Below are 24534 nucleotides of genomic sequence, written 5' to 3'. Positions count from 1 at the left end.
GTCGGTCGGACGGGATCGGGCCGTCGGTCGGACGGGATCGGCGCGGGGGCCGGGCCGCTCGCGCACCCGGACCGGTTCACCCCGGCGGGGTGCCCCGGGCGAGGGGCAGGTCCGTGTCCGGCACGTCCTGGCCGGCATCGCGGGGTGCTCCCGCGCGGGGGTCACGGCAGACCTTGTCGAGCGCGGTGAACGGCTGCCGCGGGGTGCTCCCGCGCGGGGGTCACGGGTGCGCCGCGCCCCGACTGCGCGGCGGCGCGCGGGTGTTGCTCCCCCACCCCTCCCCCCGCGGGTGCTCCCGCGCGGCGGGCCCGCGCCGCAAGGGCCCTCGGGGACGGCGCGCACGGGTGCGCGGGCGGCTCGCCCGAACGCGGGAGCCCGACGCGGCTCCCGCGGGCCGCTCCGCGCACCATGGCAGGGAGGCCCCCGCACGGGTGAACGGCCGCCCTCGTGAGCGAAGCCCCTACGCGCGCGTAGGCTCGTGCCCGCCGCGCCCGCGGGCCGATCTACCATGCGGCGGGCACGGTCGGCCCACCCCTCGACCGCCAAAGAACTCAACGGAAGCGAGATTTCACCACCGTGACTGCTCTCACTCTCAGCACCGCCGGTGCCGCGACGCTGCGCGCCGACGCCCTCGTGGTCGGTGTCGCCAAGGCGGCGGACGGCGGCAAGGGGCTCGTCGTCGCCCCGGGCGCCGAGGCCGTGGACTCGGCGTTCGACGGGAAGCTCGCCGCCGTCCTGGAGACCCTCGGCGCGTCGGGTGCCGAGGGCGAGGTGACCAAGGTGCCGTCCGCCGGCGGCCTGAAGGCGCCGCTCGTCCTCGCCGTCGGCCTCGGCCGGGCGCCCGAGAAGGACGAGGCGTACGACGCCGAGGCGCTGCGCCGCGCCGCCGGCTCGGCCGCCCGCGCCCTGACCGGTGTCAAGAAGGCCGGCTTCGCCCTGCCCGTCGAGGCGACGGAGGACGTGTCGGCCGTCGCGGAGGGCGCGCTGCTCGGCGCGTACGCCTTCACCGCCTACCAGGAGCGGGGCAAGGACGCCAAGGGCCCGCTCGCCGAGGTCGTCCTGCTCGGTGCCAAGCCGCGCGACAAGGCGGCCAAGGCCGCCGCGGAGCGCGCGCTCGCGGTGGCCGAGGAGGTCAACCGCGCCCGCGACCTGATCAACACCCCGCCGAACGACCTGACCCCCGAGGCGTTCGCCGCCGTCGTCGCCGCGGCGGGCAAGGAGAACCGCGTCAAGGTCCAGGTGCTCGACGAGAAGGCGCTCGCCAAGGGCGGTTACGGCGGCATCCTCGGCGTCGGCGCCGGTTCGCAGAACCCGCCGCGCCTGGTGCGGCTCGCCTACACCCACCCGGACGCGGAGAAGACCCTCGCCCTGGTCGGCAAGGGCATCACGTACGACTCGGGCGGCATCTCCCTGAAGCCGGCCGGCCACAACGAGACCATGAAGTGCGACATGAGCGGCGCCGCCGCCGTGTTCGCCGCGGTCGTGGCCGTGGCCCGGCTCGGCCTGCCGGTCAACGTCACCGGCTGGCTGGCGCTCGCCGAGAACATGCCGTCCGGCTCGGCCGTCCGCCCGGGTGACGTGCTGCGCATGTACAGCGGCAAGACCGTCGAGGTGCTGAACACCGACGCCGAGGGCCGCCTGGTGCTGGCCGACGCGCTCACCCGCGCCTCGGAGGAGAACCCGGACGCGATCGTCGACGTGGCGACCCTGACCGGCGCGATGGTCCTCGCGCTCGGCAACCGCACGTTCGGCATCATGGCGAACGACGACGCGTTCCGCACCGCGATCCACGAGATCGCCGAGGAGGTCGGCGAGCAGTCCTGGCCGATGCCGCTCCCGGCGGAGCTGCGCAAGGGCATGGACTCCCCCACCGCCGACATCGCCAACATGGGCGAGCGCATGGGCGGCGGCCTGGTGGCCGGCCTGTTCCTGAAGGAGTTCGTCGGCGAGGGCATCACCTGGGCGCACCTGGACATCGCCGGTCCGGCCTTCAACGAGGCCGCCCCGTACGGCTACACCCCGAAGGGCGGCACCGGTTCGGCGGTGCGCACCCTGGTGCGGCTGGCGGAGCGCGCCGCGGAGGGCGACCTGGGCTGACGCCGGCCGGTCCCGGGGAGGGCTGCCGGCCCAGGGGTGGGCCGGCAGCGAAGGGACCCCGCGTCGCGGCCGCCCCGGGCGGCCTCCGGCGAACGGCCCCGGACGTCACCCGTCCGGGGCCGTTCGCGTCCCGTCGGCGCGTCTCAGGAACCGGCCCCGCGTCCCGCACTCCCGCGACAAGTGCGAAGATGGGTTCCCGGCAGGACAGGGCCCCCACCACAGGGCCGAAGAGACAGCGGCCGAACACCAGCCGCCGCCAGTCCCCGAGGACCGGCGACCGGCGCACATGCATGGAGGACGTGACGTGGCGAACGACGCCAGCACCGTTTTCGACCTAGTGATCCTCGGCGGTGGTAGTGGCGGTTACGCCGCGGCCCTGCGAGGTGCGCAGCTGGGCCTGGACGTCGCACTCATCGAGAAGAACAAGCTCGGCGGCACCTGCCTGCACAACGGCTGCATCCCCACCAAGGCCCTGCTCCACGCCGGTGAGATCGCCGACCAGGCCCGCGAGGCGGACCAGTTCGGTGTCAAGACCTCCTTCGAGGGCATCGACATCAAGGGTGTCCACAAGTACAAGGACGACGTGATCGCGGGCCTGTACAAGGGCCTGCAGGGTCTGGTCGCCTCCCGCAAGGTGACGTACATCGAGGGCGAGGGCCGCCTCTCCTCCCCGACCTCCGTCGACGTGAACGGCCAGCGCGTCGAGGGCCGCCACGTCCTGCTCGCCACGGGTTCCGTGCCGAAGTCGCTGCCCGGCCTGGAGATCGACGGCAACCGCATCCTGTCCTCGGACCACGCGCTGACCCTGGACCGCGTCCCGGAGTCCGCGATCATCCTCGGCGGCGGTGTCATCGGCGTCGAGTTCGCCTCCGCGTGGAAGTCCTTCGGCACGGACGTCACGATCATCGAGGGCCTGAAGCACCTGGTCCCGGTCGAGGACGAGAACAGCTCGAAGCTCCTGGAGCGCGCCTTCCGCAAGCGCGGCATCAAGTTCAACCTCGGCACGTTCTTCCAGAGCGCCGAGTACACCGAGAACGGCGTCAAGGTCACCCTGGCGGACGGCAAGACCTTCGAGGCCGAGGTGCTGCTGGTCGCGATCGGCCGCGGCCCGGTCTCCCAGGGCCTGGGCTACGAGGAGCAGGGCGTCGCCATGGACCGCGGCTACGTCCTGGTCGACGAGTACATGCGGACCAACGTGCCGACGATCTCGGCCGTGGGCGACCTCGTCCCCACCCTCCAGCTCGCGCACGTCGGCTTCGCCGAGGGCATCCTGGTCGCGGAGCGGCTGGCCGGCCTGAAGCCGGTCCCGATCGACTACGACGGCGTGCCGCGGGTGACGTACTGCCACCCCGAGGTCGCCTCCGTGGGCATCACCGAGGCCAAGGCCAAGGAGGTCTACGGCGCGGACAAGGTCGTCGCGCTGAAGTACAACCTCGCGGGCAACGGCAAGAGCAAGATCCTCAAGACCGCGGGCGAGATCAAGCTCGTCCAGGTCAAGGACGGTGCCGTGGTCGGCGTCCACATGGTCGGTGACCGCATGGGCGAGCAGGTCGGCGAAGCCCAGCTGATCTACAACTGGGAGGCCCTGCCGGCCGAGGTGGCCCAGCTCATCCACGCCCACCCGACGCAGAACGAGGCGCTCGGCGAGGCTCACCTGGCCCTCGCGGGCAAGCCCCTCCACTCCCACGACTGACGTACCAGTCACCGGGCGCGACCACTTACCGCACAAGTTCGTTAGGAGCAAGTGAAACCATGCCGGTTTCCGTAACCCTGCCGGCGCTCGGCGAGAGCGTCACCGAGGGCACCGTCACCCGCTGGCTGAAGGCCGAGGGCGAGCGCGTCGAGGCCGACGAGCCGCTGCTCGAGGTCTCCACCGACAAGGTCGACACCGAGATCCCCGCTCCCGCCTCCGGCGTCCTGTCCTCCATCAAGGTCGCCGAGGACGAGACCGTCGAGGTCGGCGCCGAGCTGGCCGTCATCGACGACGGTACGGGCGCCCCCGCCGCCGCCCCGGCCCCGGCCGCCGCCGAGGCTCCTGCCCAGGAGGCCCCGCAGGCTCCGCAGGCCCCGGCCCAGGAAGCCCCGCAGGCCCCGCAGGCCGTCCCGTCGCCCGAGGCGGAGGCCCCGGCTCCCGCCCCGACCGCCGAGGCCGCCGCCGGCGGTGGTTCGGCCGAGGGCACCGAGGTCGTCCTGCCCGCGCTGGGCGAGTCGGTGACCGAGGGCACCGTCACGCGCTGGCTGAAGCAGGTCGGCGAGTCGGTCGAGGCCGACGAGCCGCTGCTCGAGGTCTCCACCGACAAGGTCGACACCGAGATCCCCGCCCCGGCCTCCGGCACGCTGCTGGAGATCACCGTCGGTGAGGACGAGACCGCCGAGGTCGGCGCCAAGCTGGGAGTCATCGGCGCCGCCGGTGCCGCTCCGGCTCCCGCCCCGGCCCAGGCCGCCCCGGCCCCCGCCGAGGCCCCGGCTCCGGCTCCCGCTGAGGCCCCGGCCCCGGCCCCCGCTCCGGCGGCTCCCGCCCAGGCCCCGGCTCCGGCTCCCGCTGAGGCCCCGGCCCCGGCCCCCGCTCCGGCGGCTCCCGCCCAGGCCCCGGCTCCGGCTCCCGCTGAGGCGGCTCCCGCCCCGGCCCCGGCTCCCGCCCAGGCCGCCCCGGCGCAGCCCGCTCCGGCTCCGGCTCCGGCTCCGGCCGCCCCGGCGCAGCCCGCCCCGGCCGCTCCCGCCGCCGCCCAGGCGACGGACGAGGGCGCGTACGTGACCCCGCTGGTGCGCAAGCTCGCCGCCGAGCACGGCGTCGACCTGGCGTCCGTCAAGGGCACCGGCGTCGGCGGCCGCATCCGCAAGCAGGACGTCCTCGCCGCCGCCGAGGCCGCCAAGGCCCCGGCCGCTCCGGCCCCCGCCGCGGCTCCGGCCGCCAAGGCGCCGGCGCCGGAGGCGTCCCCGCTGCGCGGCCAGACGGTCAAGATGACCCGCATGCGCAAGGTCATCGGCGACAACATGATGAAGGCGCTGCACGGCCAGGCCCAGCTGTCCTCGGTCGTCGAGGTCGACATCACCAAGCTGATGCGGCTGCGCGCCCGGGCGAAGGACGCCTTCGCCGCCCGCGAGGGCGTCAAGCTCTCCCCGATGCCGTTCTTCGTCAAGGCGGCGGCCCAGGCGCTGAAGGCCCACCCGGTCATCAACGCCCGGATCAACGACGACGAGGGCACCATCACGTACTTCGACTCGGAGAACATCGGCATCGCCGTGGACTCCGAGAAGGGTCTGATGACGCCGGTCATCAAGGGCGCGGGCGACCTGAACCTCGCCGGCATCGCCAAGGCGACGGCCGACCTGGCCGCCAAGGTCCGGGCCAGCAAGATCACCCCGGACGAGCTGGCCGGCGCGACGTTCACCATCAGCAACACCGGCTCGCGCGGCGCGCTGTTCGACACGATCATCGTCCCGCCGAACCAGGTCGCCATCCTGGGCATCGGCGCCACGGTGAAGCGCCCGGTCGTCGTCGACCACCCGGAGCTCGGCGAGACGATCGCCGTGCGCCACATGACGTACCTGACGCTGTCGTACGACCACCGCCTGGTCGACGGCGCGGACGCCGCCCGCTACCTGGGCGCCGTCAAGGCGATCCTGGAGGCCGGCGAGTTCGAGGTCGACCTCGGCCTGTAGGCCCCATCGGCGGCCAGTACGTCCAACGCGGCGCCCCCGCCCGGCAGTTGCCCGGCGCGGGGGCGCCGTCGTCGTCCGGCCCGTTCCGGGCGGAATAATGGCGGCGATGGCGTCGACCGCCGCGGCAGCGAAGGAGCCCCCTCCATGACCACCCCGCCCCCCGTCGTGCACTCGCTGCGGGAACAGATCCGCGAGCACATCGTGGAGGGGATCGTCAGCGGCCGCTGGAAGCCGGGCGAGCGGATCGTGGAGCGCCGCATCGCGACGGAGCTCCAGGTCAGCCAGACCCCCGTGCGGGAGGCGCTGCGGGAGCTGGAGAGCCTGCGGCTGATCGAGTCGGCGCCGAACAAGGGCGTCCGGGTGCGGAACCTGTCCGCGGCGGACCTGGAGGAGTCGTACCCGGTCCGGGCGGGCCTGGAGCAGATCGCCGCGGAGCTGGCGGCGGAGCGCCTGGCGGAGGACTGCTCGGCGCTGGAGCCGCACGTGGCGGCTCTGTACGAGGCGGACGCGCACGGCGACGGGACGGCGCAGGTGCGGCACACGGTCGCCTTCCACCGCGAGCTGGTCCGCGCCGCGCGCAACGCGGTGCTCCTGCACACCTGGGAGGGCCTGGGCATCGAGGTCTTCACGGCCCTGTCGATCCGCTGGCTCGGCACGGTCCAGAAGGAGTACGCCCAGGAGCACCAGGACCTGGTGGCGGCGTTCCGCCGCCGGGACCCGGAGATCGGCACGCTCGTCAAGGCCCACGTCCTGGGCTGCGCCCCCCGCGCGTAGCCCCGCCGGTCCTCCCACCGGGCGCGCGCGGCCCGGACCGCCCTCCCACCCCGCGCGCAGCCCCGGCGGCCCACGTGCCGCACGCACCCCGAACCCGCCCTCCCGCGCCGCCCACGCAGCCCCGGGCGACCCTCCTCACCCCCGGCGGCCCTCCCGCCCGGCCCGCGTGCCCCCGGACCGCCCTCCCGCGCCGCGCGCGCAGCCCCGGCGGCCCTCCCGCGCCGCGCGCCAACCTCGAACCCGCCCTCCCTCGCCGCCCGCGTCCGCCCGAGCCGGACCGGCACCCCTGCGCGCGATGCGCTCATTCTGCGGCGGGTGCGCTCAAACGATCACCCTTCCCTAAGAAAACACGGCACCGGGTGCCCAAAATCATGGCACCCAATGCCGACTTTGCCCGTTGACATAAGATTTTGCCGCTCGCCCTTTGATCGATCATCGATCACGGTCGTACAGTCATCGACGGACTTCAACAGAGGTCCCCTCGCCCTGTCCTGCCAAGACCAAGGGCTCCCCACCCCTTCGACTCCGGAAGGCGGCGATTATGACCGACCCCACCCGCATCCAGCCGAGCGAGCTCGACCAGCTCCCGGACCGCGACCCCGAGGAGACCGCCGAGTGGCAGGCGTCCCTGGACGCCGTGGCCGCCGCGGCGGGGCCGCACCGTGCCGCGTACCTGATGCGCCGCACCCTGGAGCGGGCCCAGGACGCCGGTCTGGCGCTGCCGAAGCTGCTGGAGACGGACTACGTCAACACGATCCCGACCGCCGCCGAGGCCGACTACGGCTTCGACGGCGACGAGGAGCTGGAAGCCCGCATCACCGCCTGGAACCGGTGGAACGCCGCCGCCATGGTGACCCGCGGCTCCAAGTACGGCGTCGGCGGCCACATCGCCACCTTCGCCTCCGCCGCCTGGCTCTACGAGACCGGCTTCAACCACTTCTTCCACGGCAAGGAGCGGGACGGCTCGGGCGACCAGCTCTTCATCCAGGGCCACGCCTCCCCCGGCATCTACGCCCGCGCCTTCCTCGACGGCCGCCTCACCGAGGCGCACCTCGACAACTTCCGCCAGGAGGCCGGCGGCAACGGCCTGCCCTCCTACCCGCACCCGCGCCGGCTGCCGTGGCTGTGGGAGTTCCCGACCGTCTCCATGGGTCTGGGCCCGCTCTCCGCCATCTACCAGGCGCGGTTCAACCGCTACCTCACCAACCGCGGCATCAAGGACGTCTCCGCCTCGCACGTGTGGGCGTTCCTCGGCGACGGCGAGATGGACGAGCCCGAGTCGACCGCCGCGCTCGCGCTCGCCGCGCGCGAGGGCCTCGACAACCTGACCTTCGTCATCAACTGCAACCTGCAGCGCCTCGACGGCCCGGTCCGCGCCAACTTCAAGATCGTGCAGGAGCTGGAGGCCCAGTTCCGCGGCGCCGGCTGGAACGTGGTGAAGACCCTGTGGGGCACGGCCTGGGACGAGCTGTTCCAGCTCGACACCACCGGGGCCCTCGTCCGCCGCCTCCGCGAGGTCCCGGACGCGCAGGTCCAGACGTACCAGACGCGCGACGCCGCCTACATCCGCGAGGACTTCTTCGGCAAGGACCCGGTCCTCGCCGAGATGGCGAAGCTGCTGTCCGACGACAAGATCATCGAGTGTTTCCGCTACTCGCGCGGCGGCCACGAGGCCCGCAAGGTCTTCACCGCGTACAAGGCCGCGCTGAGCCACAAGGGCGCGCCGACGGTGATCCTCGCCCAGACCGTGAAGGGCCACACCCTCGGCAAGGGCTTCGCGTCCAAGAACGCCAACCACCAGATGAAGAAGCTGTCGGTGGACGAGTTCAAGGACATGCGCGACCGCCTCGGCCTGCCCATCCCGGACAGCGCCTTCGCCGACGGCCTGGTGCCGTACGGCCACCCGGGCGCCGACTCCCCCGAGGTCCGCTACCTCCAGGAGCGCCGCGCGGCGCTCGGCGGCCCCGCCCCGGCCCGCCGCGTCCACCCGGTCGCGCCCCTGCCGGCCCCGGCGGAGAAGGCGTTCGCCGCGTTCGACAAGGGCTCCGGCTCGCAGGCCGTCGCGACGACCATGGCGTTCGTCCGCCTCATCAAGGACCTGGTCCGCGACAAGGAGACCGGCAAGCGCTGGGTGCCGATCGTCCCGGACGAGGCCCGTACGTTCGGCATGGAGTCGCTGTTCCCGTCGCTCGGCATCTACTCGCCGAAGGGCCAGACGTACGAGCCGGTCGACCGCGACCAGCTCATGTACTACAAGGAGGCCGTCGACGGCCAGATCCTGAACGAGGGCATCACCGAGGCCGGCTCGATGGCCGACTTCATCGCCGCGTCCACCGCGTACGCCACGCACGGCGAGCCGATGATCCCGTTCTACATCTTCTACTCGATGTTCGGCTGGCAGCGGACCGCCGACCAGATGTGGCAGCTCGGCGACCAGCTCGGCCGCGGCTTCCTCGTCGGCGCCACCGCCGGCCGCACGACGCTGACCGGTGAGGGCCTCCAGCACGCCGACGGCCACTCCCCCGTCATCGCGGCGACCAACCCGGCGGCGCTGACGTACGACCCGGCGTTCGCGTACGAGGTCGCGGTGATCGTCAAGGACGGTCTGCGCCGGATGTACGGCGAGGGCGCCCCGGGCGAGGACCCGAACGTCTTCTACTACCTGACCGTCTACAACGAGCCGATGCCGCAGCCCGCCAAGCCGGCCGTCGACAACATCGACGAGGGCATCGTCAAGGGCCTGTACCGGTTCAAGGAGGGCTCGGGCGCCGCGGGCGCGCCGCGCATCCAGCTGCTCGCCTCGGGCACGGCGATCCACTGGGCGCTGGAGGCCCAGCGGACGCTGGCCGAGGAGTGGGGCGTGACCGCCGACGTGTGGTCCGCGACCTCCTGGACCGAGCTGCGGCGCGACGCGCTGGAGGCCGACGCGGCGCTGCTGCGCGGCGAGGAGCGCGTACCGTACGTGCGCCAGGCGCTGGCCGACGCGCCGGGCCCCGTCCTGGCCGTCAGCGACTACATGCGCCAGGTCCCGGACCAGATCGCGCAGTGGGTCGAGCAGGACTACACGTCGCTGGGCGCCGACGGCTTCGGCCTGTCGGACACCCGCGAGGCGGCCCGCCGCCACTTCGGCGTGGACGCCCCGTCGATCGTCGTCGCCGCGCTGGCCCAGCTCGCCCGCCGCGGCGAGGTCCCGGCCGCCGCGGTGAAGGACGCCCGGGAGCGGTACGGCCTGTAAGGCCCGGCCCTCCCCCGCCCGTGCCCCCGGCCGCCGTGACGGCGGCCGGGGGCACGGGCGTGCCGGGGCCCCGCCGGGGCAGGATGGCCGGATGCGTGCCGCCCGCCTGATCAAGATGGTGTTGTTGCTCCAGTCCCGGCCGTCCATGACCGCCGCCGAGCTGGCCCGGGAACTGGAGGTGTCCGAACGGACGGTGGCCCGTGACGCCCTGTCCCTCTCCGAGGCGGGCGTCCCGGTCTACGCGGACCGGGGGCGCGGCGGCGGCTACCGGCTCGTGGGCGGCTACCGGACCCGGCTGACCGGCCTCGCCCGCAGCGAGGCGGAGGCGCTGTTCCTGTCGGGCGTGCCGGGCGCGCTGCGCGAGATGGGGCTGGACGACGCGGCGTCGGCGGCCCGGCTGAAGGTGTCGGCGGCGCTGCTGCCGTCGCTGCGGGACGCCTCCCGGACGGCGGCGCAGCGGTTCCACCTGGACGCGCCGGGCTGGTACCAGGAGCCGGAGACGCCCGAGCTGCTGCCGGTGATCGCGGAGGCGGTGTGGGACGACCGGCTCGTCGACGCCCGCTACCGGCGGGGCGACGGCGAGGTGGAGCGGGAGCTCGCGCCGTACGGGCTCGTGCTGAAGGCGGGGGTCTGGTACCTGTGCGCGCGGGCCGGCGACGCGGTGCGGGTGTACCGCGTGGACCGGTTCAGCCGGGTCGCCCCGCGCGAGGAGCGGTTCGACCGGGACGAGTCGTTCGACCTGCCGGGGTTCTGGGAGGAGCGGGCCGCCCAGTTCGCGCGGTCCCTGCTGCGCACGGCGGTCGTGGTGCGCCTGTCGGAGGCCGGGGCGCGCGGCCTGCCGTACGTGACGGACCGGGCCGCGGCGCGGGAGGCACTGGAGGCGGCCGGGCCCCCGGACCCCGCCGGCCGGGTGACGGTCACCCTGCCGGCGGAGTCCGAGGAGGTGGCGTTCGGGCAGTTGCTGGCGCTGGGCCCGGAGGCCGAGGTGCTGGAGCCGCCCGCGCTCCGGGAACGGCTGGCGGAGGCGGCGGCGCGGATGGCGGAAGTGTACGGGCGGGATCAGCGGTAGTCGTCCGCGGACGCGTCCTTGCCGCCGTCGACGACGTCCCGGAAGTACCCCCAGGCGTCCGGCTGTGACCCGTCGGCGTCGGTGAAGCCGTACTCCTTGGCGAGCTGCCCGCTGTCGAGGGACCGGCCGTTCCAGCGGCCGCGGTCCGGGTCGGCGGCGAGGGCGGCGACGGCCCGGCCGACGTACACGGGCGACTCGGCGATCGCGAAGTGCGGTTCGCGGGCGCAGGCGTCGCGCCAGTTCTCCTCCCGCACGCCGAAGTGGTCGAGCATCGCCTCGGAGCGCAGGAACCCCGGAGTGAGGGCGACGGCGGTGCCGCCCGCGTCCTTCAGGTCGTGGGCGAGGGCGAAGGCCATGCGGAGCGGGGCGGTCTTGGCGAGGTCGAAGTAGAACTGCTCGCGGAAGCGCTTGTTGTACTCGGCGTTGCCGTCGGTCATCTCGACGACCAGGCCGCCGGGGCGGCGCACCAGCAGCGGCAGGGCGACGCTGCTGGTGATGGCGTGGGTGCGGACACCGAGGTCGAGCATGCGCAGGCCCTGGTCGAGGTCGATGTCCCACATCTTGGCGTCCCAGGTCGGCAGGAGCAGGTGGTCGCCGCCCCAGCAACTGTTGACGAGGACGTCGAGGCGGCCCTGCTCCGCGTCGATCCGGGTGACGAGGGCGCGGACCTGGTCGGGCACGAGGTGGTCGGTGGGGACGGCGACGCCCCGGCCGCCGGCCGCGGTGACGAGCTCGGCGGTCTCCTCGATCGTCTCGGTGGCCCGGCCCACCTCGCTGACCTCGTCGCGGGTGGTGCGCCCGGTGGCGTAGACGGTGGCGCCGGCGGCGCCGAGCTGGACGGCGACGGCGCGGCCCGCGCCCCGGGTGGCGCCGGCGACGAGGGCGACCCTGCCGGCGAGGGGCTGCTGGTGCTCGGTGCTGTGGATCGTCATGGGACGACCGTCCCACGCAAAGACGACACCTCCTGTCGGGTTTTCCGGCAGAACCGCTCCGGACACCCGGCGTGACACCCCGCGTGCGCCGTTCCCCGTGCGGTGCCGCCCCCCGCGCCGGATGCTGGTCCCGTGATGGACGAGACGGAGTTCTGGGAGATCGTCGACTCGACCCGCGAGGCCGCCGAGGGCGACCCCGAGGACCACGCCGACCTGCTCGTGGAGCGGCTGGTGCGGCTGGACCCCGACTCCGTCCTCGACTTCGCCCGCCACTTCGAGGCGCGGTACGCCCGCGCGTACACGTGGGACCTGCGGGCCGCCGCCGCGGTGCTGCTGGGCGGGGCCGGGGACGACGCGTTCGACTCCTTCCGGTGCTGGCTGATCGGCCAGGGGCGGGAGGTGTTCGAGGGCGCGGTGCACGACCCGGAGACGCTCGCGGAACTGCTGGAGGACTTCGACCCGGCGGTCGACGGGGACGGCGAGGAGCTGGGGTACGCGGCGGACGAGGCGTACGAGCAGCTCACCGGCGTGGAGGCGCCCGACCCGGGGATCGCCCCGCAGCCGCCCGAGCCGGCGGGCACCCCGCTCGACGTGGACGACGACACGGCGCTGGCGGAGCGGCTGCCGCGGCTGTGGGACCGCTTCGGCGGCTAGCGGGCCCGCACCCGGGGCCGGTCAGCCGGTGAGGGACCGGCCCATGAACACGTCGTCGACGTACACCCCGTCCAGCAGGAACTCCCCCGGCAGGACGCCCTCGACGGCGAAGCCCTCCGACGCGTACAGGGCGCGCGCGGGCACGTTGTGGCCGAGGACGCGGAGGGTGATCCGCGTGGCGCCCCGGCCGCGGGCCTCCTCGCAGGCGGCGCGCAACAGGGCCCGGGCGAGGCCCCGGCCGCGGGCGGACTCGGCGACGACGAGGCCCTGGATCTGGCGCACGTGGCGGTTGCAGGCGAGGCGGGTGGCGAGACCGAGGCGGACGTAGCCCACGGGGCCGTCGCCGAGGTCCGCGACGAGGTAGTCCTCCGGACGGTGGTCGACGTCGAAGAACGGGACGAACGGCGGCTGCGGGCGCGGCATCACGGCGTGGAGCGTCGACCAGGTGGCGTGGTCGAGCAGGCTGAGGGCCTCGGCGTCGCCGGAGCGCGCGGCGCGTATGGGAGAGGGGGTCATGACCGTCACTGTGCCACGGGGGCAGGATGGGGTCATGTCTCTTTCCCCGGGCTCCTCCTCGCCCCCCGCGTCCCCCTCCCCGTCCCCTCGCGGACGGGTCGCCGTGACCGGTGCCGGCGGGCTGATCGGCTCCGCCCTGGTGCGCTCGCTGCGGGCGGACGGGCACGACGTGGTACGGCTGGTGCGGCGGCCGGCGCGCGGCGCGGACGAGGTGGAGTGGGACCCGAAACGGCAGTACGTGGACGTGGCGGGGCTCGCCGGCTGCGACGCGGTGGTGCACCTGGCGGGCGCCGGAGTCGGCGACCGGCGCTGGACGGAGGCGTACAAGAGGGAGATCCGCGACAGCCGCGTGCTGGGCACGGCCGCGATCGCGGAGGCAGTGGCGGCCCTGGACGTGCCGCCGCGGGTCCTGGTGTGCGGAACGGCCCTCGGGTACTACGGCGACACCGGCACGCGCGCGGTGGACGAGTCGGCCCCGGCGGGCGACGGGTTCCTGCCGTCGGTGTGCGTGGCGTGGGAGGAGGCGGCCGCTGCGGCCGAGGAGGCCGGCATCCGCGTCGCGTACGCCCGCACGGGCCTGGTCGTGGCCGCGCGGGGCGGAGCGTGGGGACGGCTGTTCCCCCTGTTCCGCGCGGGACTGGGCGGGCGGCTGGGCGACGGGCGGCAGTACTGGAGCTTCATCGCCCTGCACGACGAAGTGGCGGCGCTACGACACCTGATCGACACCCCGGACCTGTCGGGGCCGGTGAACCTGACGGCCCCGGAACCGGTCACCAACCGGGAGGTGACGGCCGCGATGAGCCGCGTCCTGCACCGCCCGGCGGTCCTCCACGTCCCGGCCCCGGCCCTCCGCCTGGCCCTGGGCGACTTCGCCCACGACGTCCTGGGCAGCCAGCGGGTCCTGCCGCGCCGCCTCCTCGACTCGGGGTTCCGCTTCGCGTTCCCGACGGTGGAATCGGCGATCCGGGCTGCCCCTTTTTAGGCTCGCTCCGCCTCCGGGGCGCTTTCAGCGGGTGTCGAGACGGCGAACGTGCTCAGCGCTTCGCGCCTCCGCGCGATCACCGCCTCGACACCCGCGCGCCCCTTCGGCTCCACGAGCGGCCCACGGGCGCACCCGCCCCCTCCCGGCCCACAGGGCCCCTCGGTCCTACGAGTCGCACACCCCTCCCACTCCACGCACAGCCCACGCGGATGCCCTCCTCCCTCGCCCGGCCCACAAGCCGTACGCCCCTCCCACTCCCCGCACAGCCCACGGGGACGCCCTCCTCCCTCGCCCCTGCGCGGCCCACGGACGCGCCCTCCCCCTTCCCGGCACCCGCCTCCACCCCGCGGGCCGGCCCGGGGAGCGCCCCCAGCCCCCTGGTGCCCGTCGGAGGCGCTCCCCCCTCCCGGTGTCCGCCGGGGGCGCCCGGTGCGGGGTCTCCCCGCCGGGCGGAGCCGGGGCCGGGGGGAGGAAGCACGGGCGCCGCGCGCCGTACCGGAACATGCGGTGCCGAGGGCCGTGGCAGCACGCGCGTGCTACCTCCGTGCTTCGGTGACCCCCCACGCGCGCGACTCCCCCGTACCGGCGGGTCGGCCTACGCTCTGGTCCCGCTCGGGGCGTCCCAGCCCCGAATTCGGGCATTCCGGGGGCCCGTCCAGGGCATGAGCCACCCACGCACCGAACCGTCACCCGGGGAGGATCACGTGCTCAGTACCGCAGATCACGCGGACGTCGTCGTCGTCGGAGCCGGGCTCGCGGGGCTGGCCGCGGCCCACCACCTGTCCAGTGCCGGGCTGGCCGTACGGGTCCTGGAGGCCGCCCCGCGGGTCGGCGGGCGGATGGCCACCGACCACGTCGACGGGTTCCGCCTCGACCGGACCGGGCAACTGCTCAACACGTCGTACCCGGAGCTGCACCGCGTCGCCGGCGTGGACGTCGGGACCCTGCGGCGGTTCCAGCCGGGAGTGTTGGTGCACAGCGGGGGCCGGCTGCACCGCACCGGCGAGGTGCGCGGCGGCCCGCGGTCCGCGCTGACCAGGGCGAGGGCGCTGGCGAGCGGCCCGCGCCCACTGGACCAGGCCCGTCTCGGCGCGTCGCTGGCCCGGCTCGCCGGCACCCCCACCGAGCGGCTGCTGGCCCGCCGGGAGCGCGCCGCGACGGAGGCCCTGGCGTCCCGCGGCCTGCCGCCGCGGACGGTCACCACGTTCCTGCGGCCGCTGCTGAGCGCCCTGCTCAGCGACCCGGACCTGACCACCTCCAGCCGGTGCGCCGACCTGGCGCTGCGCGGGTTCGCGCGGGGGCGGCTGTGCGTCCCGGAGGGCGGCGCGGCGCGGCTGCCGGAGCGGATGGCGGCGGCGCTGCCCGCCGGGACGGTCCGCACCGGGGTACGGGTCAAGGACGCGTCGATCAGCCGGGTGGTCACGGCGGAGCACGGGGAGTTCACGTGCCGGTCGCTGGTCGTGGCGACGGGGGCGCGAGCCGCCGCGGAGCTGCTGCCGGGGCTGCGGGTGCCGGGGTTCCACCCGGTGACCGTCCTCCACCACACCGCGCCCGAGGCGCCGCTGGCGGCCCCCGCGCTGGTGCTGGACGCGGACCGGACGGGTCCGGTGTCGCACACGGCGGTGATGAGCGAGGTGGACCCGACGCGGGCGCCGCGCGGCCGGGCGCTGATCACCTCCACGGTCCTCGGCACGCCCCCGGACGACCTGGACGCCCGGGTGCGGCAGCACCTGGCGGCGCTGTACGGCACGGGAACGGCGGACTGGGAGCTCCTGGGAGTACGGCACGACCCGGAGGCCGTACCGGCGATGCCGGCCCCGCACGACCTGCGGCGCCCGGTACGGCTCCTGGCGGGCCTGTACGTGTGCGGCGACCACCGGGACGTGAGCTCCCCGCAGGGCGCGCTCCGCTCCGGCCGCCGCGCGGCCCAGGCGATCCTCCGGGACCTGGGCCTCCCTCCGGCGAACCCGTCCGCGCGCACGGAGGCGGCGGCGTAGACCGGGGCCGCCCCGCCCGGAGGCGCTCCCCGGGGCCGCCCCGGGCGCCAGGGGCGGCGGGGCCCGGGGCAGGGCCCGGGCCGCACCGCCGCCGCGTTCAGTCCAGCGCCGCCGCCGCCCGCTCCCGGTAGGCGCGGACCGGCAGGGCGTCACGGTGGGGGTCCAGACGGCGCTCGAAGTCGCGGACGTACTCCACCGCGCGGGCCGAACGCATGTCGGCGGCCTGCCGCGCCGCCTCCGCGCCCAGGGCGCACGCCTGCTCCAGTTCACCGAGGGCGAGCCGGGCCGCGGCCAGGACCACACGGCAGAACGTGCGGCTGCGCGCGTACCCGGGCGCGTACAGCTGGAGCGCGCGCTCCGCGTGCTGCGCGGCGGCCCGGTAGTGCCGGAGGTCCAGGTGGCAGTGGGCGGACTCGTCCGCCAGCTGCGCCTCGTCGAAGGAGCGCGCCCAGTGCGGCACCTCCTCGCCGGGGCGGGCGCCCTCCAGCGCCCGCTCGGCGCGGACCAGCGACGACGTGCAGGCCCGCACCTCCCCCAGCACGGCGTGCCCCCGCGCCTCCACCGCGTGCAGCATCGACTGGACGACGGGCGGCGCCGACGAGCCGACGCCCTGCTGGGCGACGCGCGCGAGCTGCACGGCCTCCCGCCCGTGGCCCAGGTACACGGCCTGGCGGCTCATCGTGATCAGGACGTACGAGCCGTACGCCCGGTCCCCCGCCGCCTGGGACAGCCGCAGGGCCTGCACGAAGTACCGCTGCGCCAGCCCGTGCGCGGCGATGTCGTACGACGTCCAGCCGGCCAGCCGGGTCAGGTCGGCGGCCGCGCCGAACAGCCGCCGCCCGGTGGCCTCGCCGTAGCTGCCGCGCAGCATCGGTTCGGCCTCGTGCTCCAGGTACCGGACGAGGGCCTGCCGGGCGTGGCCGCCGCCGTAGGCGTGGTCCAGCGTGCGGAACAGCTCGCCGATCGAACGGAGCGCCGCGATGTCCCCGGCGGTCACGCGCTGCCCCGCCCCGCTCTCGGTGCCCCGCTGGCGGGGCAGGGGAAGGGCGGCGTCGGCCGGGGCGGGCGCCCCGGCGGCGTTCGCCGGGCCGGTCCGGCCGGTGAGGACCGGCCTGCCGGCCGGGCGGGCCGGGGTGCCGCGGAGCGGGCCGCCCGGCCCGGTCCGGCTCCCGGCCGCGCCGAACGATGCCGTGCCGCTGGCGTCCGGCCCCGGCGCCGTACCGGGGACGCCGCGGCCGGGCGGGCGCCCCTGCGCCGGGACGCGCCCGTTCGCCGGGGGCGCCGCGGCCGGGCCGCCCGCGCCGCGCGGGGGCTCGCCGCGGCCGACGTGCTCGTCGGCGCGGCCGATCAGCCAGTCGCGGCTGGGGACGACCAGGCCCGCCGGGGTGAAGGCGATCTTCCGCAGCTCGGTGTGGCTGCCGGAGTCCTTGCGCCACAGCCCGCTGACGATGTCGACGGCCTCCTCGGGCGTGGCGGCGAACTCCAGGCCCGCGTACACGGGCGCGCAGGCGTCGAGGCCGAGGTCCTGGGCGGACAGCCGCCGGCCGAGGCGCCGGGTGAACACCTCGGCGATCAGCGCGGGGGTGGTGCCGCGCGGCTGTTGGCCGCGCAGCCAGCGGGTGACGGAGGTCTTGTCGTAGCGGAGGTCGAGTCCGTGCTCGAGGCCGAGCTGATCCACCCGTCTGGCAAGGCCTGCGTTGGAGAATCCGGCTTCCGCGATCAGTGCGGCGAGCTGGCGGTTGGGGTTGCGCTGCGGGGGTCGATCCGTCATCAGCTGTGCGGTCTCCTGCCTTCCGGGCCGGGGTCAGCCCCCTTGGAACGGCGCGAATTTAACTGTCGCCGGCACCGATACCGCCACCTTCGCCCCATATTCATCCGATCGTGTGAGGGTCAGATTCGGTACTGACGCCCGCGGGCCGCCTCCGGTGCCCCACGCCGCCCCGGCGTCCCTCCGGCCCCCCGTTCCCCCGGCGCGTCAGGCGGGGCCCGGCGCCCCGTTCCCGCCCCGCCCCGCGCCCCTCCGGACCGCGTCCGCCGGCCCGCATCGAAACCCGCGCGGTCCGCTCCGCGACGGCCGCCGTACAGTGGCAGGGGCGTGACGCGCATTTCTAGGGAGACGGTGCCGTGAGCGAGCTGCGATTCGTCCATCTGGGGTTCGGTGAGGACGCCGTGGACTACCTGGAGGCATGGGAGAAGCAGCGCGAGGTCCATGCCGCCCGCTTCGCGGACGAGGTGCCGGACACCTGTCTGCTGTTGGAGCACCCGCCCGTGTACACGGCGGGGCGGCGCACCGAGGACAGCGAGCGCCCGTTGGACGGCACCCCGGTCGTGGACGTGGACCGCGGCGGCAAGATCACCTGGCACGGCCCCGGCCAGCTGGTCGGCTACCCGATCCTGAAGCTGCCCCGCCCGGTGGACGTCGTGGCGCACGTGCGGCGCCTGGAGGAGGCGCTGATCCGCGCGACGGCGGAGCTCGGGCTGGAGACGACCCGCGTCGAGGGCCGCAGCGGCGTGTGGGTGCTGGGCGACCCGGTCGAGGAGCGGCCCGCGTTCGGCGGGCTGTCGCTGGACTTCGACCCGCGGCTGAACGACGAGGAGTTCGACCCGCGCCTGAGCGGCCCCGAGTACGCCCCGTCCAACGCGGGCCAGCGCCGCGAGGACCGCAAGCTCGCGGCGATCGGCATCCGCGTCGCCAAGGGCGTCACGATGCACGGCTTCTCGCTGAACGTGAACCCGGACAACACCTGGTTCGACCGCATCGTCCCGTGCGGCATCCGCGACGCGGGGGTGACGTCGCTGGCGAACGAGCTGGGCCGCGAGGTGACGATCGCCGAGGTCCTGCCGGTGGTGGAGCGCCACCTGCGGGACGTGCTGGAGAGCGCCGAGCCCCGGCCGCGCGTGATCGACAGGACGCCGGAGCCCGTGGGGGCCCCGGAGGGGGCGGCGACCGCCTGACCCTCCTCAGACCTGGGGGAATGCGACCCTCTGGCTCGAGGTTGGCCAGACGTAAGGCCGCACTTTTGACGGGCGTACCCTGGTGTTCGCCGAAGAATCGAAGCCGTAGGAGCCAGCCGTGTCCGCAGTCGCACCCGACGGACGCAAGATGCTGCGCCTGGAGGTCCGGAACAGCCAGACCCCCATCGAGCGCAAGCCCGAGTGGATCAAGACCCGGGCGAAGATGGGCCCCGAGTACAACCAGCTGCAGAAGCTCGTCAAGAGCGAAGGGCTGCACACGGTCTGCCAGGAGGCGGGCTGTCCGAACATCTTCGAGTGCTGGGAGGACCGCGAGGCGACGTTCCTCATCGGCGGCGACCAGTGCACGCGGCGCTGCGACTTCTGCCAGATCGACACGGGCAAGCCGCAGGCCCTCGACCTCGACGAGCCGCGCCGCGTCGGCGAGTCCGTCGTGGCGATGGACCTGAACTACGCCACGATCACCGGCGTCGCCCGCGACGACCTGGAGGACGGCGGCGCCTGGCTGTACGCGGAAACGGTCCGGCAGATCCACGCGATGACCGCCGGCCGCGAGGGCGGCCACACCAAGGTCGAGCTGCTGATCCCCGACTTCAACGCGGTCCCCGAGCAGCTGGCCGAGGTCTTCTCGTCCCGCCCCGAGGTGCTGGCGCACAACGTCGAGACGGTGCCCCGGATCTTCAAGCGGATCCGCCCCGCCTTCCGGTACGAGCGGTCGCTGGAGGTCATCACGCGGGCCCGCGAGGCCGGCCTGGTGACCAAGTCGAACCTGATCCTCGGCATGGGCGAGACCCGCGAGGAGGTCAGCGAGGCGCTGCACGACCTGCACGAGGCCGGCTGCGAGCTGATCACCATCACGCAGTACCTGCGGCCCTCCGTGCGCCACCACCCGGTGGAGCGCTGGGTGAAGCCGCAGGAGTTCGTGGAGCTGAAGGAGGAGGCCGACGAGATCGGCTTCTCCGGTGTCATGTCGGGCCCGCTGGTCCGCTCCTCGTACCGCGCGGGACGGCTGTTCCAGCAGGCGATGGAGGCCCGCGGCGCGACGGTGGAGACCGCGCCCGCGGTGTGACGTCCGGCACGGCCCGGCGCACGGCCCGTACGCTCCCGCGCAGGTGGACGCCTGCGCGGCGGTGTACGGACGGCGCCGGGCCGTCGCCGTGGTTTGACCGGTCGGACACGCGCTGGTAACACCGTTGGGTAACACTGGTCGTACGCACCGTGCGGGCGCCCGCCCGGCGGGCACGCGGGCCGGGCCGCCCGCGGTGCCCCCGCCGGCGCGCCGGCTCCCCGCGTCACCCACATCCGCTCACCCGCTCCAGGGGGACACCGACATGCAGGCCCCGAGTCAGCAGGTACGCGTCCACGCCCTCCCGTCCGTCACCGGCGCCCTGCGCGCCGTCGAAGCGCTGTTGCTGCGCGGCGGCCAGCGGACCGCCCGCCGCAACGCCTGGTCGTCCGTGCTGGAGGACCGCCGCAGGGCCCTCGCCCGGGCGGAGGCGCAGCACGTACTGGAGGCCGCGGCGAGCCGAGCGCCGTCGGACACGTAAACTTCAGAGCATGGCGAGGAAGTCGAATGCAGACAGCGGTGACGCCGCTGCGAACCCCGGGCGACTGAAGCAGATCGCTCTGACGTACAAGATGACCCGGCGGACCGACCCGAAGGTCGGGCTTGTCATCGCGGGCGTGGGGATCGTCGTCTTCGGCGCCCTCCTCGCGATCGGCTTCCTGATCGGGCACCCGGTCTACCTGGGCATCCTGGGCTTCCTGCTGGCCTTCCTCGCGATGGCGATCGTCTTCGGGCGACGGGCCGAGCGGGCGGCCTTCGGGCAGATGGAGGGCCAGCCGGGCGCGGCAGCGGCCGTCCTGCAGAACGTGGGCCGCGGCTGGACGACCACACCGGCGGTGGCGATGAACCGCAGCCAGGACGTGATCCACCGCGCGGTCGGCCGTCCCGGCATCGTCCTGGTCGCCGAGGGCAACCCGAACCGCCTCAAGAGCCTGCTCGCGGCCGAGAAGAAGCGGATGGCCCGCATCGTGGTGGACGTGCCGGTGCACGACATCATCGTCGGCGACGGCGAGGGCCAGGTGCCGCTGAAGAAGGTCCGCACGACGATGCTGAAGCTGCCGCGCGTGCTGACCGCGGCGCAGGTCACGGCGGCGAACGACCGGCTGCGGGCCATGGGCGACCTGATGAGCAACATGCCGCTGCCCAAGGGCCCCATGCCCAAGGGCATGCGCATGCCGCGCGGCGGAAGGCTCCGCTGACACGGACGGACGGAAACGGAGGAGGGCGGTCGCGACGCGACCGCCCTCCTCCGTCTTCTCCGCCTTCTCTGCCCTTTCCGTCTCCCCGTCCTTCCCGTCCTCGCCGCCGCTACGGCATCCGCACCTGTACGGCGCGGGCGAGCCGGTCGTGGAGGCCGCGGCCGTCGCGGTCCCAGATCAGGGCGGGGACGGCGAGGCAGAGCAACGCGGTGCGGACGACGGCGCGGCCGAAGCGGAGCCGCTCGCCGTCCTCGGCGATGACGCGCAGGCCCAGGAACCGCTTGCCGGGGGTGCAGCCGATGGTGCCGACGGTGAGGACGCCGAGGAGGAACAGCACACCGAGGGCCCAGTTGCCCGCCGCGTTCCAGTCACCTCGAGTGATCAATCCGTATGCGATGACCATGCAGAGGGACCAGTCGATGAAGAGTGCGCCGAAGCGCCGCCCGAGCGGGGCGACGGAGCCGGGTCCCGTCTCCGGCAGACCGAGCCGTTCGCCCCGGTAGCCGAAGTCGGCGCCCATCTCCTCGGCCGCCGCACGCGGCCCGGAGAGCCACGATCCGATTACTCGCCTGTTGTCCACCCGTACACGGTACTGCGCCCACTTTTGATCACCGCGAGCCGGGCCGCCGGGGCGCGCGGCACACCCGTCCGCCGGGCCCCGGCAGCCGCACCGGTTAACTTGGGCGAAACAAATGGGTCATGCTTGAGAAATCCCCCGTACCTATGGTCGGGTCCAGCGTGGGCCACCGCACTGGTCCCGCGACCGAATCGCAACCCCGCCCTCCCCCGGGTGGGAGGAGGAGGAGTTGGATGTTCCAGAACGCCGACGAAGCCCAGAAGTTCATCAAGGACAACGACGTCAAGATGGTCGACGTCCGGTTCTGCGACCTTCCGGGAGTGATGCAGCACTTCACGATCCCGGCGACGGCGTTCGACCCGTCCGAGGAGCTGGCCTTCGACGGCTCGTCGATCCGCGGTTTCCAGGCCATCCACGAGTCGGACATGGCCCTGCGCGCGGACCTGTCGACGGCGCGTCTCGACCCGTTCCGCCGGGACAAGACGCTGAACATCAACTTCTTCATCCACGACCCGATCACGGGTGAGCAGTACAGCCGCGACCCGCGCAACATCGCGAAGAAGGCGGAGGCGTACCTCGCCTCCACCGGCATCGCCGACACGGCGTTCTTCGGCCCGGAGGCGGAGTTCTACGTCTTTGACTCCGTCCGCTTCAACACCTCCGCGAACGAGGGCTTCTACCACATCGACTCCGAGGCGGGCGCCTGGAACACCGGTGCGGTCGAGGACAACCGCGGCTACAAGGTCCGCTACAAGGGCGGCTACTTCCCCGCCCCGCCGGTCGACCACTTCGCCGACCTGCGCGCGGAGATCTCCCTGGAGCTGGAGAAGGTCGGCCTCCAGGTCGAGCGCCAGCACCACGAGGTGGGCACCGCCGGCCAGGCGGAGATCAACTACAAGTTCAACACGCTGCTCGCCGCCGCCGACGACCTGATGCTCTTCAAGTACATCGTGAAGAACGTCGCGTGGCGCAACGGCAAGACCGCGACCTTCATGCCGAAGCCGATCTTCGGTGACAACGGCTCGGGCATGCACGTCCACCAGTCCCTGTGGTCCGGCGGCGAGCCGCTGTTCTACGACGAGCAGGGCTACGCCGGCCTGTCGGACACCGCCCGCTACTACATCGGCGGCATCCTGAAGCACGCCCCGTCGCTGCTGGCCTTCACCAACCCGACGGTCAACTCGTACCACCGCCTGGTGCCGGGCTTCGAGGCGCCGGTGAACCTGGTGTACTCGCAGCGCAACCGCTCGGCTGCGATGCGCATCCCGATCACGGGCTCGAACCCGAAGGCCAAGCGCGTCGAGTTCCGCGCCCCGGACCCGTCCTCCAACCCGTACCTGGCCTTCTCGGCCCTCCTCCTCGCGGGTCTGGACGGCATCAAGAACAAGATCGAGCCGGCGGAGCCGATCGACAAGGACCTGTACGAGCTGGCCCCCGAGGAGCACGCGGGCGTCGCCCAGGTCCCGACCTCCCTCCCCGCGGTCCTCGACGCCCTGGAGGCGGACAACGAGTACCTCCAGGCGGGCGGCGTCTTCACGTCCGACCTGATCGAGACGTGGATCGACTACAAGCGCACCAACGAGATCGCCCCGATCCAGCTCCGCCCGCACCCGCACGAGTTCGAGCTGTACTTCGACCTGTAGGCCGCGGACCCGGCCCCGCGCCGGACAGCCGATGAGGGCCGCCACCCCCGGGGTGGCGGCCCTCGCCGCTTCGGAGGGCCCCGGCGGGCGGCGGTGATGCCCGCCGGGCGGTCGGTCAGTGGGTGGCGCGGATCAGGGTGCGGACCAGGCGGCACGTGGTGTCGGAGGGCGGGTGGATGCCGAGGTTCTCGGCGGTGGCGCGGATCGTGTCGTCGTCGGCCTTGGAGGCGGCGTACACGCCCGAGTCGAGCAGGGCTATCGCGAGGCGCATGGCCTTGAGGTGGCGGTTGTGGGACACGTACCACTCGCGCGGCCGGCCGGCCGGGAGCGGCTTCTTCCGCAGGGGCTTCCAGGGTTCGAGCGGCAGCGGCGTGACGGTGGCGACGGCCATCGGCGACCTCCTGGTGCGGGGTGCGGGGGCCCTCCCCGGACCCTCACTGACTGCTTCGATTCTACCGGGGGGCACTGACAAACGGCCCTGGCCAGACGGGGTGCGGAGGGGTTCCCGGCGGGTACGGTGGCGGCATGGAGATCTGGATCAACCCCGCCTGTTCCAAGTGCCGTGGCGCGCTGAGCCTCCTCGACGAGGAGGGCGCCGAGTACACGGTCCGCCGGTACCTGGAGGACGTGCCGTCCGCCGACGAGATCCGCGACGTCCTGGGCCGGCTCGGTCTGGAGCCGTGGGACATCACCCGCCTCCAGGAGGCCGCCGCGAAGGAGCTGGGGATGGCGGACTGGCCCCGCGACGAGGCGTCCCGCGGGCGGTGGATCGAGGCGCTGGCCGCGCACCCGAAGCTCATCCAGCGGCCCATCATCACCGCCGACGACGGCACGGCGGTCGTCGGCCGGTCGGAGGAGGCCGTCCGGGACGCGCTCTCCCGGTCCTGAACCACGCCATGCCCGCCATGTCCGCCATGGCGCCGGGGCCGGCAGGGCGGGGGCGGGGCGGGGAGGGCTCGGTGGGTGGGGCGCGGCGGGGTTGGGGCGTGGTGGACAGGAAGCGCCCGGGGCGTCTTCTTCTGCGCGGGGGCCCTTCCGGCCCCGTGCGACCGCTTCCCGCGGCGGGCCCCGGGCTCCGCCAGGCCGCTCAAACCCTGACCGGGTCAGTCGAGCCCCCCAGACCGCCCAGGCCCCACCGGGCCCCCAGGCCCTTGAAG

General features: G+C 74.2%; 20 protein-coding genes. 15 read left to right on the top strand and 5 right to left on the bottom strand.

The annotated features are described in order from the left end of the window. Positions 1-576 precede the first annotated feature (576 nt). From AC07D6_RS02795 to AC07D6_RS02770, 6 genes are all read left to right on the top strand, one after another. Positions 577-2097, top strand: coding sequence for a leucyl aminopeptidase (locus AC07D6_RS02795; protein WP_479041389.1), 1521 nt, complete (start codon positions 577-579; stop codon positions 2095-2097). Between the two features lie 304 nt (positions 2098-2401). Beyond that, positions 2402-3790: a dihydrolipoyl dehydrogenase gene (gene lpdA / locus AC07D6_RS02790; RefSeq protein WP_315879579.1), complete on the top strand. Its 1389-nt coding sequence runs from the start codon at positions 2402-2404 to the stop codon at positions 3788-3790. A gap of 59 nt (positions 3791-3849) precedes the next feature. Next, on the top strand, positions 3850-5760 hold the full coding sequence (gene sucB, locus AC07D6_RS02785) for a 2-oxoglutarate dehydrogenase, E2 component, dihydrolipoamide succinyltransferase (RefSeq protein WP_479041387.1): 1911 nt from the start codon (positions 3850-3852) through the stop codon (positions 5758-5760). A 144-nt stretch (positions 5761-5904) separates the two neighbouring features. After that, positions 5905-6534 (top strand): GntR family transcriptional regulator, encoded by a 630-nt coding sequence (locus AC07D6_RS02780; RefSeq protein ID WP_315879577.1) that lies wholly within the window; start codon positions 5905-5907, stop codon positions 6532-6534. A gap of 541 nt (positions 6535-7075) precedes the next feature. After that, entirely contained in the window at positions 7076-9769 is a 2694-nt protein-coding gene (aceE, locus tag AC07D6_RS02775; RefSeq protein WP_479041386.1) for a pyruvate dehydrogenase (acetyl-transferring), homodimeric type, read from the top strand. Between the two features lie 91 nt (positions 9770-9860). Then, entirely contained in the window at positions 9861-10838 is a 978-nt protein-coding gene (locus AC07D6_RS02770) for a helix-turn-helix transcriptional regulator (RefSeq protein WP_479041385.1), read from the top strand. Here the strand turns inward: AC07D6_RS02770 and AC07D6_RS02765 are convergent. Beyond that, positions 10829-11770 carry an SDR family oxidoreductase gene (locus AC07D6_RS02765; RefSeq protein WP_479041383.1) on the bottom strand — a complete coding sequence of 314 codons (942 nt, stop codon included), beginning with the start codon at positions 11768-11770 and terminating at the stop codon, positions 10829-10831. The genes AC07D6_RS02770 and AC07D6_RS02765 overlap by 10 nt on opposite strands. 135 nt (positions 11771-11905) lie before the next feature. On the opposite strand from AC07D6_RS02765, the gene AC07D6_RS02760 reads away from it, so the two are divergent. Next, the gene (locus AC07D6_RS02760; RefSeq protein ID WP_315879644.1) at positions 11906-12424 is read left to right on the top strand and encodes a DUF4240 domain-containing protein; all 519 of its coding nucleotides are present in this window, start codon (positions 11906-11908) and stop codon (positions 12422-12424) included. A gap of 21 nt (positions 12425-12445) precedes the next feature. Here the strand turns inward: AC07D6_RS02760 and AC07D6_RS02755 are convergent, their stop codons facing one another. Then, positions 12446-12940 (bottom strand): N-acetyltransferase family protein, encoded by a 495-nt coding sequence (locus tag AC07D6_RS02755; RefSeq protein ID WP_479041381.1) that lies wholly within the window; start codon positions 12938-12940, stop codon positions 12446-12448. Between the two features lie 34 nt (positions 12941-12974). Between AC07D6_RS02755 and AC07D6_RS02750 the strand changes: the two genes are divergently transcribed. Next, positions 12975-13922: a TIGR01777 family oxidoreductase gene (locus AC07D6_RS02750; RefSeq protein ID WP_479041379.1), complete on the top strand. Its 948-nt coding sequence runs from the start codon at positions 12975-12977 to the stop codon at positions 13920-13922. A 704-nt stretch (positions 13923-14626) separates the two neighbouring features. Beyond that, on the top strand, positions 14627-15919 hold the full coding sequence (locus tag AC07D6_RS02745; protein WP_479041377.1) for an NAD(P)/FAD-dependent oxidoreductase: 1293 nt from the start codon (positions 14627-14629) through the stop codon (positions 15917-15919). A 97-nt stretch (positions 15920-16016) separates the two neighbouring features. Here AC07D6_RS02745 and AC07D6_RS02740 read toward each other — a convergent pair whose 3' ends face one another. Beyond that, positions 16017-17690, bottom strand: coding sequence for a regulator (locus AC07D6_RS02740; RefSeq protein WP_479041375.1), 1674 nt, complete (start codon positions 17688-17690; stop codon positions 16017-16019). A gap of 353 nt (positions 17691-18043) precedes the next feature. Here AC07D6_RS02740 and lipB point away from each other — a divergent pair, with 353 nt between their 5' ends. From lipB to AC07D6_RS02720, 4 genes are all read left to right on the top strand, one after another. Further along, positions 18044-18874, top strand: a complete 831-nt coding sequence (gene lipB, locus AC07D6_RS02735) for a lipoyl(octanoyl) transferase LipB (protein ID WP_315879569.1) — start codon at positions 18044-18046, stop codon at positions 18872-18874. Between the two features lie 118 nt (positions 18875-18992). Next, positions 18993-19961 carry a lipoyl synthase gene (gene lipA / locus AC07D6_RS02730; RefSeq protein WP_479041373.1) on the top strand — a complete coding sequence of 323 codons (969 nt, stop codon included), beginning with the start codon at positions 18993-18995 and terminating at the stop codon, positions 19959-19961. Between the two features lie 262 nt (positions 19962-20223). Next, positions 20224-20439, top strand: coding sequence for an SCO2195 family GlnR-regulated protein (locus AC07D6_RS02725; RefSeq protein WP_315879567.1), 216 nt, complete (start codon positions 20224-20226; stop codon positions 20437-20439). 10 nt (positions 20440-20449) lie between these two features. Next, a complete protein-coding gene (locus AC07D6_RS02720; RefSeq protein ID WP_315879566.1) occupies positions 20450-21157 on the top strand; it encodes a DUF4191 domain-containing protein in 708 nt (235 codons plus the stop codon). 109 nt (positions 21158-21266) lie between these two features. On the opposite strand, the gene AC07D6_RS02715 is transcribed toward AC07D6_RS02720, so the two are convergent. Continuing rightward, positions 21267-21737, bottom strand: a complete 471-nt coding sequence (locus AC07D6_RS02715) for an RDD family protein (RefSeq protein WP_315881713.1) — start codon at positions 21735-21737, stop codon at positions 21267-21269. Positions 21738-21967: 230 nt separating this feature from the next. Here AC07D6_RS02715 and glnA point away from each other — a divergent pair, with 230 nt between their 5' ends. Further along, positions 21968-23377 carry a type I glutamate--ammonia ligase gene (gene glnA / locus AC07D6_RS02710; protein ID WP_315881714.1) on the top strand — a complete coding sequence of 470 codons (1410 nt, stop codon included), beginning with the start codon at positions 21968-21970 and terminating at the stop codon, positions 23375-23377. Positions 23378-23492: 115 nt separating this feature from the next. On the opposite strand, the gene AC07D6_RS02705 is transcribed toward glnA, so the two are convergent. After that, positions 23493-23768, bottom strand: coding sequence for a hypothetical protein (locus tag AC07D6_RS02705; RefSeq protein WP_315878647.1), 276 nt, complete (start codon positions 23766-23768; stop codon positions 23493-23495). 134 nt (positions 23769-23902) lie between these two features. On the opposite strand from AC07D6_RS02705, the gene AC07D6_RS02700 reads away from it, so the two are divergent. Further along, positions 23903-24265 (top strand): arsenate reductase family protein, encoded by a 363-nt coding sequence (locus tag AC07D6_RS02700; RefSeq protein ID WP_479041370.1) that lies wholly within the window; start codon positions 23903-23905, stop codon positions 24263-24265. The last annotated feature ends 269 nt before the right edge of the window (positions 24266-24534 follow it).

This window comes from Streptomyces sp. NPDC045287, assembly GCF_056432325.1.
This window is presented reverse-complemented; position numbering and strand designations above follow the sequence as displayed.